Here is a 13,736-nt window from a genome sequence, read left to right as displayed (position 1 = left end):
AATCGTGATCTATCTGCATTTTAATGCGTTTAAGCGTAGACCTGGGGCTTCACAAACGCACTATAGTGCACTCAAGGCTTAAGAAATCCTCAAGAAATGCATTTATGCAGGTGCTGATGGCATGTACGACCTGACTTTACAGATTTTCATTACAGGGAAATGGCACGACGCCATGGTCTTGAGCTTCGACAGCCCTGAAAAAGGATTCGAAAGTCGATGTAACTTCGGCTACGCAACACCTTATCTCATCGAAAATATTGAGGACATCGGAGCTCCATTTGCCAAGGCGGTGAGTGCCAGGTTTCCCCTTGAATGGGAGGGCAAGCGATCCAGTGCACCAGCATTTCTGCACGATATTGCACCTTCCGGTGCAGCCAAGAGATTTCTTCTGGCGCGCATAGGTCGCGACAAGCCTACTGATATCAGTACTGATCTTTATTTAGTGGCCAGAAGCACTCCGGCACCGATTGGCAATATGCGCATAAAGGAATCCGTCGAGGCGGTAGATCAGCGTGAGGCTATAGGGTTTAAACGCCAAGAGGTCATTAGTCGTGATAACCGGTTTCTCGAATATGCCTATGAGCAAGGCGCCGCTATTGGTGGAGCAACGGGGGCGGGTGGCGAGGCGCCCAAACTTTTGTTAGTTCAGGGTAAGGATGGAAATTTATACCCGGACGCAGTATTGGACGACGCAGACGTTACCCAGCACTGGTTCGTGAAGTTCTCTCGCAACAAAGGAAACAGGAACGATCAAGATATCCTCAGAAGCGAATACCACTACTACAAAGCACTACAGAAACTAGACATCGAGACGGTGGCAGAACAGGGCTTGGCGTTGGAAGAGGCGACCAAACCTAGTTTGTGGATGCAGCGTTTTGACCGACAAGTAACCCCTCAGGGGGTCGAGCGTTTTGCCGTGGAGTCGATCTATTCTTTGGCGCAAATAACCACGCCCGGTAGCGCAATGGACCACATGGAGGTTATCCGGCTACTTGCGAGACTCTGGCGTGAAGCGGGGCAGACGGACCAAATCCCGAATCTTGTTGCTGACTACCTGCGTCGGGATCTGATCAATAAAATCCTCGGCAACTCAGATAACCATGGCCGCAACACCGCAATCCTTCGGGACACAGCTTCGTTTCGTTTAGCACCGATCTATGATCTGGCGCCTATGGTGATGGACGACGAAGGTGTGACACGCACTACCAAATGGCCAAAAGAGCTGGAGAGAGCGGGTGACGTTGATTGGCGTGGCGTATGTCGAGCATTGGCTGACATTGCCGATCCTAATGATCCATTAGCTGCGGTGAGTGACGCGTCGAATTCTTTCGAACGATTGCGCGAGGATGCCAAACATCTGGCAGCACTCCCCGACATTTTGACCGCCAGTGGCTTGCCCGACGCAACAATGAATCACCCGCGAATTGCCTTGAAAAATCTGGAGCAGCGTTTGAAAGAGTGGGACCTGAAATGAGCATGACAGTGGCCGAGCGTACTGTACTCATTGAAAGTATCCAGGAAGGGCTGGCTCAAGGCACTCTTGAGATAGGCGAGGCAGTTCGTCGATTACGAGTAGAGGCCACAGGGCTGCACCAGACCCAATTCGCAAAAATGTGCAAAATTTCGGTGCGCACGCTGGTACATATCGAGCATGGGGAAGGGAATCAAACGTTGAAATCGCTGAATGCCGTGTTCAAGCCGTTTGGACTGAAGATGGGTGTAGTGCGGATTCGGCGAGACTTGAACTAAGAAAACTCAAGCTCCGCTTTTGCTTAATGGGTGTAGCAACGGACTGAAGTTGCGGGTATGGGCATTTATTCATAAATGCGCCTGCATTTCGCCAATGTGATTGAGGACGGTTGTGATACTTCAGGTTCGCTGGGCTGGAGGCGGGATTTAGCGAGGCGTTAATGAACATCCAAAACTTCGCGGGCGATCCGGCTCGCCCGCGAAGCCGTACGTCCAGACTCTGAAAGCTACCTGCGGCACTCGACCAGTGTTTTCACCTGCCCGGACTCCGTCTGGTTTTCATCGGATAGCCACTGCTCAAACCCCGCGCCAATCGCCGGCCATTCTGAATCCAGAATCGAATACCACGCCGTATCCCGGTTCTGTCCCTTGACCACCATGTGCTGACGGAACACGCCTTCAAAACTGAACCCAAGCCGCTCGGCCGCGTACTTGGAGCGGGCGTTGCCGTTATTGCATTTCCACTCCAGGCGCCGGTAGCCCAGTGCAAAGGATTCCTTGGCCAGTAAGTAAACGGCCTCGGTGCTTTTCGGCGAACGCTGCATCGGCGCGCCGAAGGTGACGTGGCCGATTTCGATGCGACCTTGGGCCGGGACGATCGACATCAGACTCAGGAGGCCCTGTACATCACCGCTGGCACGGTCGATCACGCTGAAGAAATACGGGTCGCTGTTGGCTGCATGGTTGTTCAGCCAATCATTGAAAGCGCTACGCTCCGGGAAAGGGCCGTAAGGCAGATAGTCCCAGAGTTTCGGGTCTGATCCCGGGCCTTGCAGGGCTTTCCATAAACCCTCGGCGTGACGCGACGGGTCGAGTTTTTCCAGGCGGATGAAACGCCCTTCGATGGCTTGAACCGACGGCGCCGGGGCGCCTTTCCAGTCTGCGAGTGAAGTCGACATAGTGTTCTCCTTGAACCTTAAAGGGCTTTGCGAAACTGGATGAAACCGGGGCGTTCGGCGATGCGCTCGTAGAGCTGGATCGCGGTGGCGTTGGTTTCGTGGGTCAGCCAGTGGACCTTGCAGCAACCATCCGCTTTGGCGGTGGCGTACACAAATTCGATGAGCTTGCGGCCGATGCCGGTGCCCCGGGTTTGCGGCGTTACCAACAAGTCTTGAAGGTAGCAGGAGTTTTCGATACTCCAGTTCGAGCGATGGTAGATGAAGTTCACCATGCCGACCGCCTTGCCATCGACCCAGGCCAACGCCGAGTGAGTCGGTTCATTCGGGTCGAGCATGCGCTGCCAGGTGCTGTCCGTGACCGCCTCGGGCAATTCGGTGTTGTAGAAGCGCAGGTAGGCTTGCCACAGCGGCAGCCAGGCGGCGTGATCGTCTGCGCTGACCGGGCGAATTTCAATCTGACTCATGTTCATTCCTTAACGCATCAAGTGGGCGAGGGCCTGGTCATGCACATCAGGGCTGGCGGCGAGCCCCTCGCGCACACCGGCGATGTCTGCAGCGCTGCGGTTCTGACTGAGCTTGCGCTTGCCTTCCAGGCGCTGGATCGGCAGGGCAAACCCGACGATGGCTTTGAGCATGCCGTCGATGTAGTCGGCGGGCGCGTCGGTGACTTTCCACGGCTGCTGGCGACTTGCTTCGTGACGATCGGTCAGCGCACTCACCAGGTTGAGCAGGCGATCGGCCTCGGTGAACACGTCGGCGGTTCCGTAAGCGTGCACGGCGACGTAGTTCCAGGTCGGCACGACTTTGCCGTGCTCGGCTTTGCTCGGGTAAAACCCCGGGCTGACATAAGCGTCGGCACCGGCAAAAATCACCAGGGCTTCGGCGCCGTTCTGCAGTTCCTTCCACTGGGGATTGCCCCGGGCGAAGTGGCCGTAGAGGGTGCCATTCGGGCCCTGCTCAGGATTGAATAACAGCGGCAGATGACTGGCTTGCAAACCTTGCTCGCCGTGGGTGACCACCATGGCGAGACGCGTGTCGATTATCTGCTGCTGCAGTTCATGCAAATCTTTGATGGCAAAGCCGCTGGGGTTGTACATGGAAATATTCCTTGGCGAATGCATCCATCCTAGGCAGGCTATTGGTCTGTTGTAAGAGCCATTAATGACCAATTTCATAGGTCCATTGTCATGAGCGAGACGTCGCTTTCGTTGTCCTTCAACCCCGCGGGTATCGAACTCGACCGTCGCCAAGGTCTGAGTCGCCAGCTCTATCAGGCCTTGCGCCTGCGGGTGCTCGACGGACGACTGGCCAGTGGCACGCGATTGCCGGCCACCCGGGATCTGGCGGCGGCGTTGGCAATTTCCCGCAACAGTGTGGTGCGGGCCTACGACCAGCTCTATGCCGAGGGGTTTATCGAGGGGCGGGTGGGTGACGGGACTTACGTCGCGCAATTGCCTCAAACCGCGGCATCCGGGAAAAAATTATCCACAAAAGTATCCACAGGGTTGTCAACAGGGTTACCCACAGCCTTATCCACAAATTGGCTGGATTTACCTGTGATTTCATCCAGTAAAGTTATCCACAGTGGGGCGTTGGGGCGCGTAGAAAAGAACCATTTGGCCCTGCCGCCGAGCGGTCCGCCGCGGGCTTTTCGGGTGGGTGTTCCGGCGTTCGATCTGTTTCCTTTCGAGGTCTGGGCCAAGCTGAATGCCGCTTTCTGGCGTAAACCGGATTTACAGCAACTGTGTTATGGCGATCCGGCAGGGGACGAGCGTTTGCGCGGCATGATCGCCGCGTATTTGCGCAGTTCGCGAGGAATGCAGTGTTCGGCTGAACAAATAGTGATCACCAGCGGCGCGCAGCAGGGGATTAGCCTTTGTGCACAGCTGCTGGTGGAACCGGGCGATGGGGTGGCGATCGAGAATCCGGGGTATCGGGCGGCAGGTCATGCCTTCGCCGTGGCCGGTGCGCGATTGCATGGCGTGGCGGTGGACAGTGAGGGCATCGACTGCCACGAATTGAATGGCCTCAGCGATTGTCGACTGGCGTATGTCACGCCGTCGCATCAATACCCGACCGGGGTGGTGATGAGCCTGGCGCGACGTCTTGAGTTACTGGCCTGGGCCGAACGTACCCAAGGCTGGATCGTCGAGGACGACTACGATGGCGAATACCGCTACAGCGGCGCGCCACTGGCCCCGTTGGCCGCACTCGACCGGCAGGGCCGGGTTTTGTACGTCGGGACGTTTGGCAAAGTTGCCTTCCCGGCGCTGCGCCTGGGTTACCTGGTGTTGCCACCAACGCTGGTGCAGGCGTTTTCGCAACGTCGAGCGGTGGACGTCCGGCACTCCGAGGTCAGTACCCAAGCGGTCATGGCCGAGTTCATGGCTGCCGGGCATTTCCAGCGGCATATCCGCCGCATGCGTCGCGCGGCCCTGAGCCGGCGCAATACCTTGCTGGCCGGTTGGCCGCGGAATATTCCCGGCGTCGGCAGCCTGCCGAGTGTCGCGGCAGGGCTGCATCTGACCGTGGCGGTCGACTCACAGGCCCGCGAGCGCGAGCTGGTAGAGCAGGCGGCGAGTGTCGACGTCGAGATCAATGCCCTGAGCGGATACTGGCTGCCGAATTCGACAGAACCAGTGGACCAGCGCGCGGGGCTGGTCCTGGGTTTCGCGGCGGTGCCCGAGGCGGCCATCAGCGCCGCGCTCGGGCGACTGGAAAAGGTCTGGCGTCCTTAGGTGGCTGCAATGACGAGGCCGGGAAAGCCTCTTGGTGCATCGACGGTAATCAGGCGTCGGCCACTGGAGGTGGTAGATAGATATCGCGGGTAAAAAAAGACCCGCGAATGCAGGTCTCGGGTTCAGCACGGTTTATGACCCTGAGGCCGAGGCCGGTACTTTTGCGAAGAACAGGGACGTCGCCAGTTGCGGGCTGATCTCGCTGCGGTAGATCGAGATCGCCTGGAGGTCGTCGTTGGCGTGGCGGGACTCGGATGCGCCACCCAGCAGTCGTTGTTGCACGGTTTTCAGGTGTGCCGCGGTGAAGGCTTGTGCAGGTGAAGCGGGCTCCGCATAGTGAAAGTGGGCATACCACAGAACACTTTGGCTGCTGTGATCGCGGACCTCATATTCCTCGAGATAGTCTCGTTTACGGCTTTTGAGCAAGCGTCGGCCTGGATTCTTGACGATGTCGACCTGACCTTCGCTTTGCAGCCAGCGGACGCGCTCCGCTGTCGGCGGCTGTAGTTTGGTCATGCTGATTCGCGTGACGCGTCCCTGGTTATACAGCTTGGTCGCCGCGTCGTTTAGCTGCTTGACCAAAACGACGACGGATCCCGGACCGCCCTCGGTGGCATTGGTCGCGACCAACGCTGCGTCGATTGCGCTGGCGGCGTCCTGCAGCCGGTGAGCCTGCTGATGAAACATCTCCTCGATTTCCACGGGGATTCGACGCATCCCTTTTGAATGGGCTTGCGTTCGACGAATGAACGCTTCCAATCCCTCCAGCAACGCCTGCCCTTGAGCGGTGCTTGCACTCAAGTCGGGTTGGAGAACGACGGCGGAAACCGGTGGCGGGGCCACTCTTTCAACCCAGACCCCCGGGGTTTTCTCATGAAAAGTCGAGATGACTTTACCGGTCAACGCCGAGGTCACGTCGATCAGTTCTGAACCGTGTGTCATGGAGTCGGCACGAGGCTGGCCCACCACAGTACCTTTGTAGCGGGTCTTGATGATTCGCTTGGCGGGCGCGGTCGGTGGACGGGAAGGGCCGGGTAGCGGCTCGAGTGCCTTGCGCTCCCGCAGCAAGCTCGCCAGGTGTTTCACGGTGCGCTGTTGAAAACCGTCGAGACGTTGGCGCATCACGTCGAGGGCTGGTTGCAGGAATTGACCGGGAAACTCCGTGGGCAGATCGACGATGCGCTGGTCGGTGATCGTCAGTTGCTCCACCAGATCGCTGAGCCCGTCGATCCGATCCGGCAAGTGCAGCACTTCTTCGTCAGCGATCAGGTCCAGTGAGGCCTGAATCGCAAGGCCTGCATTTTCGACAACGCTCTCCAGTGCCTGGCGCGCTTCAGGTGCGGGCTCAACGCTGTTGTCGAGGCACAACTCCTGGCCGAGTGTGATCTGAAACAGTTTGAGGTCCTTTAAATCGAACGACGGCATGTTGGCTTTAACGTCGCGGATAACTTCGATGGCTTCTTTGCCGAGCAGGTTCAGTTGCTCGAAGCACGCCTGTGCCGACTCGATTTTATTGATGTAGCTGGCGGTCAACTCGCCGGTGAGTTGATGGGTTTGCCGGGTGGTCTGTGTATTTTCCGTTGACGGGTTGTCGAGAAGATCGAGGGAAAAGCGCATTTGATTGCCGAAAACCGACTGCTGTTGAACGAACCATCTTTGCAGCAGCGACAGCTGGAAATCCAGGCGACTGATCATTGCTTTTCGGTAATTGGGAATCGCCTCGCGAGCATTGAAGGCTTTCATCTGTTCCATGTTGGTGCTGAGGAGTGACATCTGCGCGTCGAGCATTTCAAGGTACACGCGGCGATGGGTGTCGGTGGCTGTCGTCGCCTGGGCGTTTTTTTGAGCTTCCTTGAGCTCTGTTTCGCGGCTTTGGGTCTGGCTTTCGAACGCGATCATTTGCTGTTTCAGTTCAGCCTGGCGTTGCCGGTTTTGTTGCTCCAGCCGTTGTTTCTCCTTGCCTCCGGCCTTGAGCCTCAGCCGCGTATCGATAAACCATTCACCCCTGGCGTTCTTGATCAGCAACGGCCCCGTGCGTGCGGGAGACCGGCGTGAATCAATGATCTGCACATCGTCATTGTCGTTGAGGGTGACCTCGAACCATCGCTGGCCAACCTTCGCATACCATTTTCCCTTGAGCGAACCGAGGTGTTGGCGAAGGCCGGGCTCGCTGGAGGCGGCGGCCATCCCTTTGGGTTCGGCGACGGCCAGTTCATCAAGCAAGACGCCCAGGGATGAAGGCGGCAGCGTGGCGATGGCGTGCATCGCTACCTCATGGGAGGGTGGAGGCTGATTGAGGTCGGGCAGATGACTCACCGTGATGGTGTGCGCAGGCTTGCTTTCGGGTATGACGCGTGGCGGCTCGACCTTCTCGGGCAACCGCGAGACGGGCTTGTTGCGAGTGGCGGCGCGATGAGCCAGCACCATGCCGAGGGTCAACAGCAGATCGGTCAGGGCGGACCAGGCGAGTGAGCTGTCATCGTTCTCAGCGGCCTCGGTAATGTCCTGCAAGTCGTCCATGATCTGCCAGATCCACGCAGCCACCCCGGCGGTGCGACCAAGAAAGGGCAGCGCGACATTGAACAGCATCCATGTGCCTTGCTTGAGTGTTGCCCAGCGGGCTTGCGCATTGGACACCGATTGTTGGTCCGCCAAGGTAATCATGGCGTTGGCGTTGGCCTTGAACAGGGCGGCCAGCGGCGTGTCATCAAGGGCTGCTGCACTGAGCGTCACCGTGCCCATCTTGCCCAGGGCTGACGTGGGATCGACCAGCAATTGGGTCAACGTCCAGACTGAAGGCAAATCACCCGAGAACACATACTGGGAATAGTTGAACCGAACATCGTCGGACAGCCAGGCCAGGATCGATTGGCGAAGTGATTTTTCGTGTTTGATGGCATACAGCAGATTGGCCTCGCTCGGGTATTGCATCAACGAGGGGGTGAGCAATGGTCGGTAGAGCAGGCACGGTCCTTGATCGGTGAGCCTGGGGCCGATGACGAACATGTTGGCGACTTCATCGCCTTGGCTGCTGGCGCGATCACCGGTCATAAAGGCCAGCGGTCGAATGACAATCTCCTGCCCGTTTACCCTGCGGTCGGCAGCGTTTTCCAGCATGACGGCGTTAACGTACTGGTAACCACGTTCATCAATACCCGCCTCGCCGCGCATCTTCTGTTGCAGCGCCTGCAAGGGCAGCTGGATACGCAGATGGCGGGTGTAGAGCGTCTGTCGTCGCAACGTTTCTGCCGGGTCGTCAAGCAACTTGCGCTTGATCAGCGCCGGGTAAACCCCACCGATATTGACCTGTGTGACGAGCTTTTCAAGATAGGCAGGGGTCATCCAGATGGGCACTGCGTCGCCGTTTTTGCAGTTCACCGTCTTGTTTCCCAGCGGAATGGCAATCAGGTTTTGCAGCGCCAGCTCGATCAGCGACAGCGTGGTGGTCTGCGTCTTGCCGGGTATCACGACAGCGCCGAGCACCACGACGCTGGTGATGCTGATTTCAATGTCTTGCAGGTCCAGGTCCGCTGCCGCGGGATGATCCTTGATCATCTGCTCTCGCAGGGTCTGCAGCGCAAACGCCGGCAGTGACGCGATGTCCTCGTCGAAGGTTTTTCCAGCGTCCTGTTCCCGCAGCTGTGCCAGGTCCATCAAGTGTCGGCTGTAGCGGGAGAGGTCCGCCGACGAAGCGTTTTTCAGCCAGTCGGTCAGCAACCCCTGAACCCTGTTGAAGCGTGACGACGGCAGGGCTTCAAATTCAGTGAAGCTTTTTGCCGCCGCACTGATTTGTGGCGAAAGAGGTGTGGCAGACGCGCGCTGGACCGCACCGAATGCACCGATGGCTTCGACCTCGAGCGCAATCAGCGCGCAGGCCTGGTGGTGAAAGAAATTGCCCTCGGGCTCATACAGACGCCATTGCAGGGTCTGCTCGGCGCTTGACGTTCCAGGGTGTTTGAACACGGCTTCACCCAGCGCGGCAACCGAGTCGTAACGCTTGAACCCTTCGGCTATCGAGTGCGTCAGCACCAGGGTGCGCGCGCCCGATGTGCCCACGAACACGGCGATATCCAGAACGCGCAGGTGTTCGCTGACGGCGTTCTCAAGCCGATCGGTGTCGATCAGGCAGGCCTTGGTCAGGTACTTGTCCTGTGTCCGAGTTGCGCGATCCGGATGATCGAAGATGGCCTGGGCCATGGCTTTTTCATCCGCATCCCAGTCCGAGGCGGGATCGGGGCTCCAGATGTCCTGCAGCGATTTCGCGAGCGAATGCCAGCGCGGCGTCGAAGGGCTTGTCTCCTGGTTCCAGTAATCAAGCTGCTGTTGCTGATAGGCGATAAACAACTGCGGTGCGAGCGCATTGAGCAGGCAGCCGATGGCATCGATTTTCACCGGCAGTTGAGCCTGCGGTTCCGCGCCCGGTTGCAGGGTCAGGAAGTGTTCTCCATCAATGAGCGTCACCGTCGATCCTGACAAACCGAGTCGTACCAACACATCGGTGAGCGATTCAAACACGTTAGGGCCGGGCACTACCTCGGTGCCGGTATCGACCCAGGTCGGGGTGACGACCGTGGCGAGTGTCGGGTCAATCCTCAACTGCGGATACAGCGCGTTGAGCGCAGGACTCAGCGCGGCCGCTGCGACTTCTCTGATCGAGGGGCCGGTGACCAGTTGGGTCAGTAGCTCTTCTGCACTCGGGGCAACGGTTTCGGACATGGTCGTCTCCTGACTGAGAGCGCGCCGCTGCTGATTGCGCAGCGCGGAATCGGGAGAAGGTATCGGGCGGCCACCCGTGTCGGGTGGTACATAAATATCGCAGGCAAAAAAAGACCCGCGTCGCCGCGGGTCTTCGGTTTTCAGTCGCGTATCAGGTCCCGGACTTGATCTTGGTCCAGGCCCGGGTCCGTGCACGTTCGGCATCGCGCGGCAACGGTTGCAGGGTGTACAGCGTACCCATCGCGGTTTCGGTCGGGTACAGGTTCGGGTTGTTGCGGATCGCCGGGTCGACCAGTTCCGTGGCGTCCTTGTTCGGGTTCGGGTAGCCGACGAAATCGCTGACGGGTGCAATCACCTGGGGTTGCAGCAGGTAGTTGATGAAGGTGTAGGCGTCTTCCGGGTTCTTCGCGCCTTTGGGGATTGCGAGCATGTCGAACCAGATCGGCGCGCCTTCCTTGGGCAGGCGCATGTCGACGACCACACCATTCTTGGCTTCCTTGGCGCGGTTGGCAGCCTGGGAGAAGCTGCCGGAATAACCGACCGCGACGCAGATGTCGCCGTTGGCAATGTCCGCCATGTATTTGGAGGAGTGGAAGTAGGTGATGTACGGACGGATTTTCATCAACAGCGCTTCAGCCTTTTCGTAGTCCGCCGGCTTCTTGCTGTTAGGGTCCAGGCCGAGGTGTTGCAGGGCCAGGGGCAGGATTTCCGACGGCGAGTCGAGCAGGGCGACGCCGCACTGCTTGAGCTTGCTGATGTTCTCTTCCTTGAAGATCAGGTCCCAGCTGTCCACCGGCGCCTTGTCGCCCAGCGCGGCTTTGACTTTGTCCGGGTTGAAGCCGATCAGGATGGTCCCGTACATGTACGGCACGGCGAATTTGTTGCCCGGGTCGTTGCCTTCGAGCAGCTTCATCAGCTTCGGATCGAGGTGGTTCCAGTTCGGCAACTTGCTACGGTCCAGGGGCTGGAACACGCCGGCTTCGATCTGCTTGGCGAGGAACACGTTGGAGGGCACCACCACGTCGTAGCCGGAGTTACCGGTCAGCAGCTTGGCCTCAAGTGCTTCGTTGGTGTCGAAGATGTCGTAGACCAGTTTGGTCTGGGTGTTCTGCGCCTTGAAGTCTTCCAGCGCCTTGGGAGTGATGTAGTCGAACCAGTTGTAGACGCGCAACGTTCGCTCTTCAGCGTGGGCGGCGCCAGCGAGTACCGTGGCGCACAGTACCGGTGCGATAAAACGCGTGAGTCTGTTCATTGTTCTAATTCCTCATTGGGCGCTTTCAAAACCTTCGAGAACGTTCACGGCATTGATGCCGATTTCTTCTACCGCGTAGCCGCCTTCCATCACGAACAGCGTCGGCTTGCCGAGTTTCGCGATGCGCGCGCCCATGGCCAGGTAATCGGGGCTGTCGAGCTTGAACTGGGAGATGGGATCGTCCTTGAACGTATCGACGCCCAAGGACACGACGACGATGTCGGCGCCGTATGTTTCGATCTCTTTGCAGGCTTGCTCCAGCGCTGCACTCCAACGGTCCCAGCCGCTGCCAGCCGGCAAAGGGTAGTTGAAGTTGAAGCCTTCACCGGCCCCTTCGCCGAGCTCGTCTTCATAGCCGAGGAAGAACGGGAATTCGGCTTCCGGGTGGCCGTGGATCGAGGTGAACAGCACATCGCTGCGTTCGTAGAAAATCGATTGGGTGCCATTGCCGTGGTGGTAGTCGACATCGAGGATCGCGACCTTTTTGTGGCCTTGATCGAGGAACGCCTGAGCGGCGATGGCGGCGTTGTTGAGATAGCAATAACCGCCCATCAAGTCGCTGGCGGCGTGGTGTCCCGGTGGACGGCACAGGGCAAAGGCACTGCGAGCGCCGCGCTGGATGGCGGCTTGCGCGGTGAGGGCCACTTGCGCTGCGCTGTATGCCGCTTGCCAAGTGCCGGCGGTGATCGGCGCGCCGCCATCGAAGCTGTAATAGCCGAGCTGGCCGTGCAGGCTGGTGGGGATGATCCGGCGCAAGGTGCGGGCTGGCCAGGTGTAAGGCAGCAAATCGCCGTCGGTTTTGAATTCGGTCCAGCGTGCCCAGGCACCTTTGAAGAAGTCGAGGTAGTCGCGGCTGTGGATGCGCGCGATCGGGTCGAGGCCGAAATCCTTCGGCGCTTCGACAGGGCCGAGGTTCTGCGTTTGCACGCGTTGCAGCACATGGTCGGCACGCGAGGGCATTTCGAAGCAGGGCATCAGTTGCCCGTCCATCAATTCACAACGGCCGTGGTGCAGGTGGTGATCGTCCGAGTAGATCGTCAGCATTTCTTGTTCTCCGCAGGCTGATTCGGTTGAACACAGTCTTGCGGCGTAGCGCGATTCGGAGAACGGCAGGAAAGGCCAAAAGGGGATCGATATGGCCAAAAGATCTGACCGGAATTCGCCCTTTATTGGCGCGCAAGTGCCCCGGTGTTGGGCACCCACCTGTAGGCGCGAGACTTGCCCGCGAAGCGTTTGGCGTACTTGAAGACGCCTTCGCGGGCAAGCCTCGCTCCTACAGAGAGTTGTGGGTCAAGGGCGGAACTGACTCGGTGCCACACCACTCCAGCGCACAAACGCATGGCGGAAACTCGCGGTTTCGCTGAAGCCCAGCGCCTCGGCGATCCGGTAGATCGGCAGCTGATCCTCACAGAGCATCTGCTTGGCCTGCTCGAAGCGCAGTTCATCGAGCAATTCCTGATAGCTGCACCCCAGGTCCTTGAGATGCCGACGCAAGGTGCGCGCCGAGCAATTCATCTGCAACGCCAAACCTTCCAGCCCCGGGGCTGCATTCAGTTGCGCACGAAGCAACTGCCGAATCCGCCCCAACCACGCCTGACGCCCGGTGAATTCGGTGTTCTGCTTGCGGCAGCGGTCGACCATGGCCTGATGGGTGATGACATCGGCCAGCGGCAAGGGCTGGTCGAGCCAGCGCTTGTCGAATGCGAAGGCGTTATCTCGCGCGTCGAAGTGCAGCGGGCAGTCGAAGTGTTCGGCGTAGCTCGCCCGATAATCCGGCGCCGTATGTTCCAGGCGAGCGGCGAGCAATGGCAGCGGGTGCCCGAGCAGGTCATCGCAAATGACTTTTAACGACACCAGGCAGAACTCGGCGTTGAACACGGCCAGCGCCGGGTTCTCTCGATAATCGGCAGCGACGAACCACACACGCTCGCCGTCGACTTCCAGGCTCAACTCGAAAAGTGTTCCCAACAGCGCCGGATAATGCATCGCCAGGCGCAAAGCGTCACCGAAGGTGGCAGAGGTGAGTAGCGCATAACCGAGTATGCCGTAGGACGAAACGTGCATCCGCCGGCCCAGTTCCAGGCCGATATCACGCTTGAGCGCGACGGCGTTGGCACACACCTGCATCTCCTGGTTGGTGGTGATGCGCGTGTCCGCCCGGCTCAGATCCGCCGCGCTGATGCCACTTCCCGCCAGCAGCGCTTCGCTGGACAAGCCTTCGGCCTTGAAGGTGTTGAGCACCAGGGAGACGGCGTTGAGGGTGGTGAGGTGGGAGTGGAGCATGGGAAGTTCCAGCGATTGGATGCTGGAATCGAGCAAGTTGTATGCCGCGAATGAATACTTGTAGGAGCGAGGCTTGCCCGCGAAGCTTTTGGCGCCTTC

The 13,736-nt window shown here is 58.9% G+C and carries 10 protein-coding genes; 3 read left to right on the top strand and 7 right to left on the bottom strand.

Annotated features, from left to right (window positions below; genetic code table 11):
• The first annotated feature begins 121 nt into the window (after window positions 1-121).
• Complete coding sequence (locus JIO00_RS29295) at window positions 122-1,474, top strand: HipA domain-containing protein (RefSeq protein ID WP_200667315.1); 1,353 nt, start codon at window positions 122-124, stop codon at window positions 1,472-1,474.
• On the top strand, window positions 1,471-1,749 hold the full coding sequence (locus JIO00_RS29290) for a helix-turn-helix domain-containing protein (protein WP_083375432.1): 279 nt from the start codon (window positions 1,471-1,473) through the stop codon (window positions 1,747-1,749). The genes JIO00_RS29295 and JIO00_RS29290 overlap by 4 nt, the downstream gene beginning before the upstream one ends.
• Before the next feature lie 227 nt (window positions 1,750-1,976).
• Here JIO00_RS29290 and JIO00_RS29285 read toward each other — a convergent pair whose 3' ends face one another.
• The 3 genes from JIO00_RS29285 to JIO00_RS29275 are packed head-to-tail and all read right to left on the bottom strand — an operon-like array spanning window position 1,977 to window position 3,745.
• Complete coding sequence (locus JIO00_RS29285) at window positions 1,977-2,648, bottom strand: GNAT family N-acetyltransferase (protein WP_200667314.1); 672 nt, start codon at window positions 2,646-2,648, stop codon at window positions 1,977-1,979.
• 17 nt (window positions 2,649-2,665) lie between these two features.
• Window positions 2,666-3,112, bottom strand: a complete 447-nt coding sequence (locus JIO00_RS29280) for a GNAT family N-acetyltransferase (RefSeq protein ID WP_083375434.1) — start codon at window positions 3,110-3,112, stop codon at window positions 2,666-2,668.
• A 9-nt stretch (window positions 3,113-3,121) separates the two neighbouring features.
• Window positions 3,122-3,745, bottom strand: a complete 624-nt coding sequence (locus JIO00_RS29275) for an FMN-binding negative transcriptional regulator (protein WP_010465356.1) — start codon at window positions 3,743-3,745, stop codon at window positions 3,122-3,124.
• A 90-nt stretch (window positions 3,746-3,835) separates the two neighbouring features.
• Here JIO00_RS29275 and pdxR point away from each other — a divergent pair, with 90 nt between their 5' ends.
• The gene (gene pdxR, locus JIO00_RS29270) at window positions 3,836-5,386 is read left to right on the top strand and encodes a MocR-like pyridoxine biosynthesis transcription factor PdxR (protein WP_169857211.1); all 1,551 of its coding nucleotides are present in this window, start codon (window positions 3,836-3,838) and stop codon (window positions 5,384-5,386) included.
• Window positions 5,387-5,518: 132 nt separating this feature from the next.
• On the opposite strand, the gene JIO00_RS29265 is transcribed toward pdxR, so the two are convergent.
• The 4 genes from JIO00_RS29265 to JIO00_RS29250 all read right to left on the bottom strand — a co-directional run bounded on the left by JIO00_RS29265 (window position 5,519) and on the right by JIO00_RS29250 (window position 13,637).
• Window positions 5,519-10,102, bottom strand: a complete 4,584-nt coding sequence (locus tag JIO00_RS29265; RefSeq protein WP_200667313.1) for a dermonecrotic toxin domain-containing protein — start codon at window positions 10,100-10,102, stop codon at window positions 5,519-5,521.
• A 151-nt stretch (window positions 10,103-10,253) separates the two neighbouring features.
• Window positions 10,254-11,354, bottom strand: coding sequence for a polyamine ABC transporter substrate-binding protein (locus JIO00_RS29260; protein ID WP_200667312.1), 1,101 nt, complete (start codon window positions 11,352-11,354; stop codon window positions 10,254-10,256).
• A 12-nt stretch (window positions 11,355-11,366) separates the two neighbouring features.
• Window positions 11,367-12,398, bottom strand: a complete 1,032-nt coding sequence (locus JIO00_RS29255; protein WP_200667311.1) for a histone deacetylase family protein — start codon at window positions 12,396-12,398, stop codon at window positions 11,367-11,369.
• 246 nt (window positions 12,399-12,644) lie between these two features.
• The gene (locus tag JIO00_RS29250) at window positions 12,645-13,637 is read right to left on the bottom strand and encodes an AraC family transcriptional regulator (RefSeq protein ID WP_200667310.1); all 993 of its coding nucleotides are present in this window, start codon (window positions 13,635-13,637) and stop codon (window positions 12,645-12,647) included.
• Between the last annotated feature and the right edge of the window lie 99 nt (window positions 13,638-13,736).

It is taken from the genome of Pseudomonas sp. SW-3, assembly GCF_016615645.1.
Lineage (GTDB): Bacteria > Pseudomonadota > Gammaproteobacteria > Pseudomonadales > Pseudomonadaceae > Aquipseudomonas > Aquipseudomonas mandelii.
This window is presented reverse-complemented; position numbering and strand designations above follow the sequence as displayed.

Excerpts from the sequence above, each read along its gene's own strand:
- pdxR (WP_169857211.1), top strand. The coding sequence starts at position 3,836 with ATGAGCGAGACGTCGCTTTCGTTGTCCTTCAACCCCGCGGGTATCGAA.
- JIO00_RS29260 (WP_200667312.1), bottom strand. The coding sequence starts at position 11,354 with ATGAACAGACTCACGCGTTTTATCGCACCGGTACTGTGCGCCACGGTA.
- JIO00_RS29290 (WP_083375432.1), top strand. The coding sequence starts at position 1,471 with ATGAGCATGACAGTGGCCGAGCGTACTGTACTCATTGAAAGTATCCAG.
- JIO00_RS29265 (WP_200667313.1), bottom strand. The coding sequence starts at position 10,102 with ATGTCCGAAACCGTTGCCCCGAGTGCAGAAGAGCTACTGACCCAACTG.
- JIO00_RS29285 (WP_200667314.1), bottom strand. The coding sequence starts at position 2,648 with ATGTCGACTTCACTCGCAGACTGGAAAGGCGCCCCGGCGCCGTCGGTT.
- JIO00_RS29295 (WP_200667315.1), top strand. The coding sequence starts at position 122 with ATGTACGACCTGACTTTACAGATTTTCATTACAGGGAAATGGCACGAC.
- JIO00_RS29280 (WP_083375434.1), bottom strand. The coding sequence starts at position 3,112 with ATGAGTCAGATTGAAATTCGCCCGGTCAGCGCAGACGATCACGCCGCC.
- JIO00_RS29255 (WP_200667311.1), bottom strand. The coding sequence starts at position 12,398 with ATGCTGACGATCTACTCGGACGATCACCACCTGCACCACGGCCGTTGT.
- JIO00_RS29275 (WP_010465356.1), bottom strand. The coding sequence starts at position 3,745 with ATGTACAACCCCAGCGGCTTTGCCATCAAAGATTTGCATGAACTGCAG.
- JIO00_RS29250 (WP_200667310.1), bottom strand. The coding sequence starts at position 13,637 with ATGCTCCACTCCCACCTCACCACCCTCAACGCCGTCTCCCTGGTGCTC.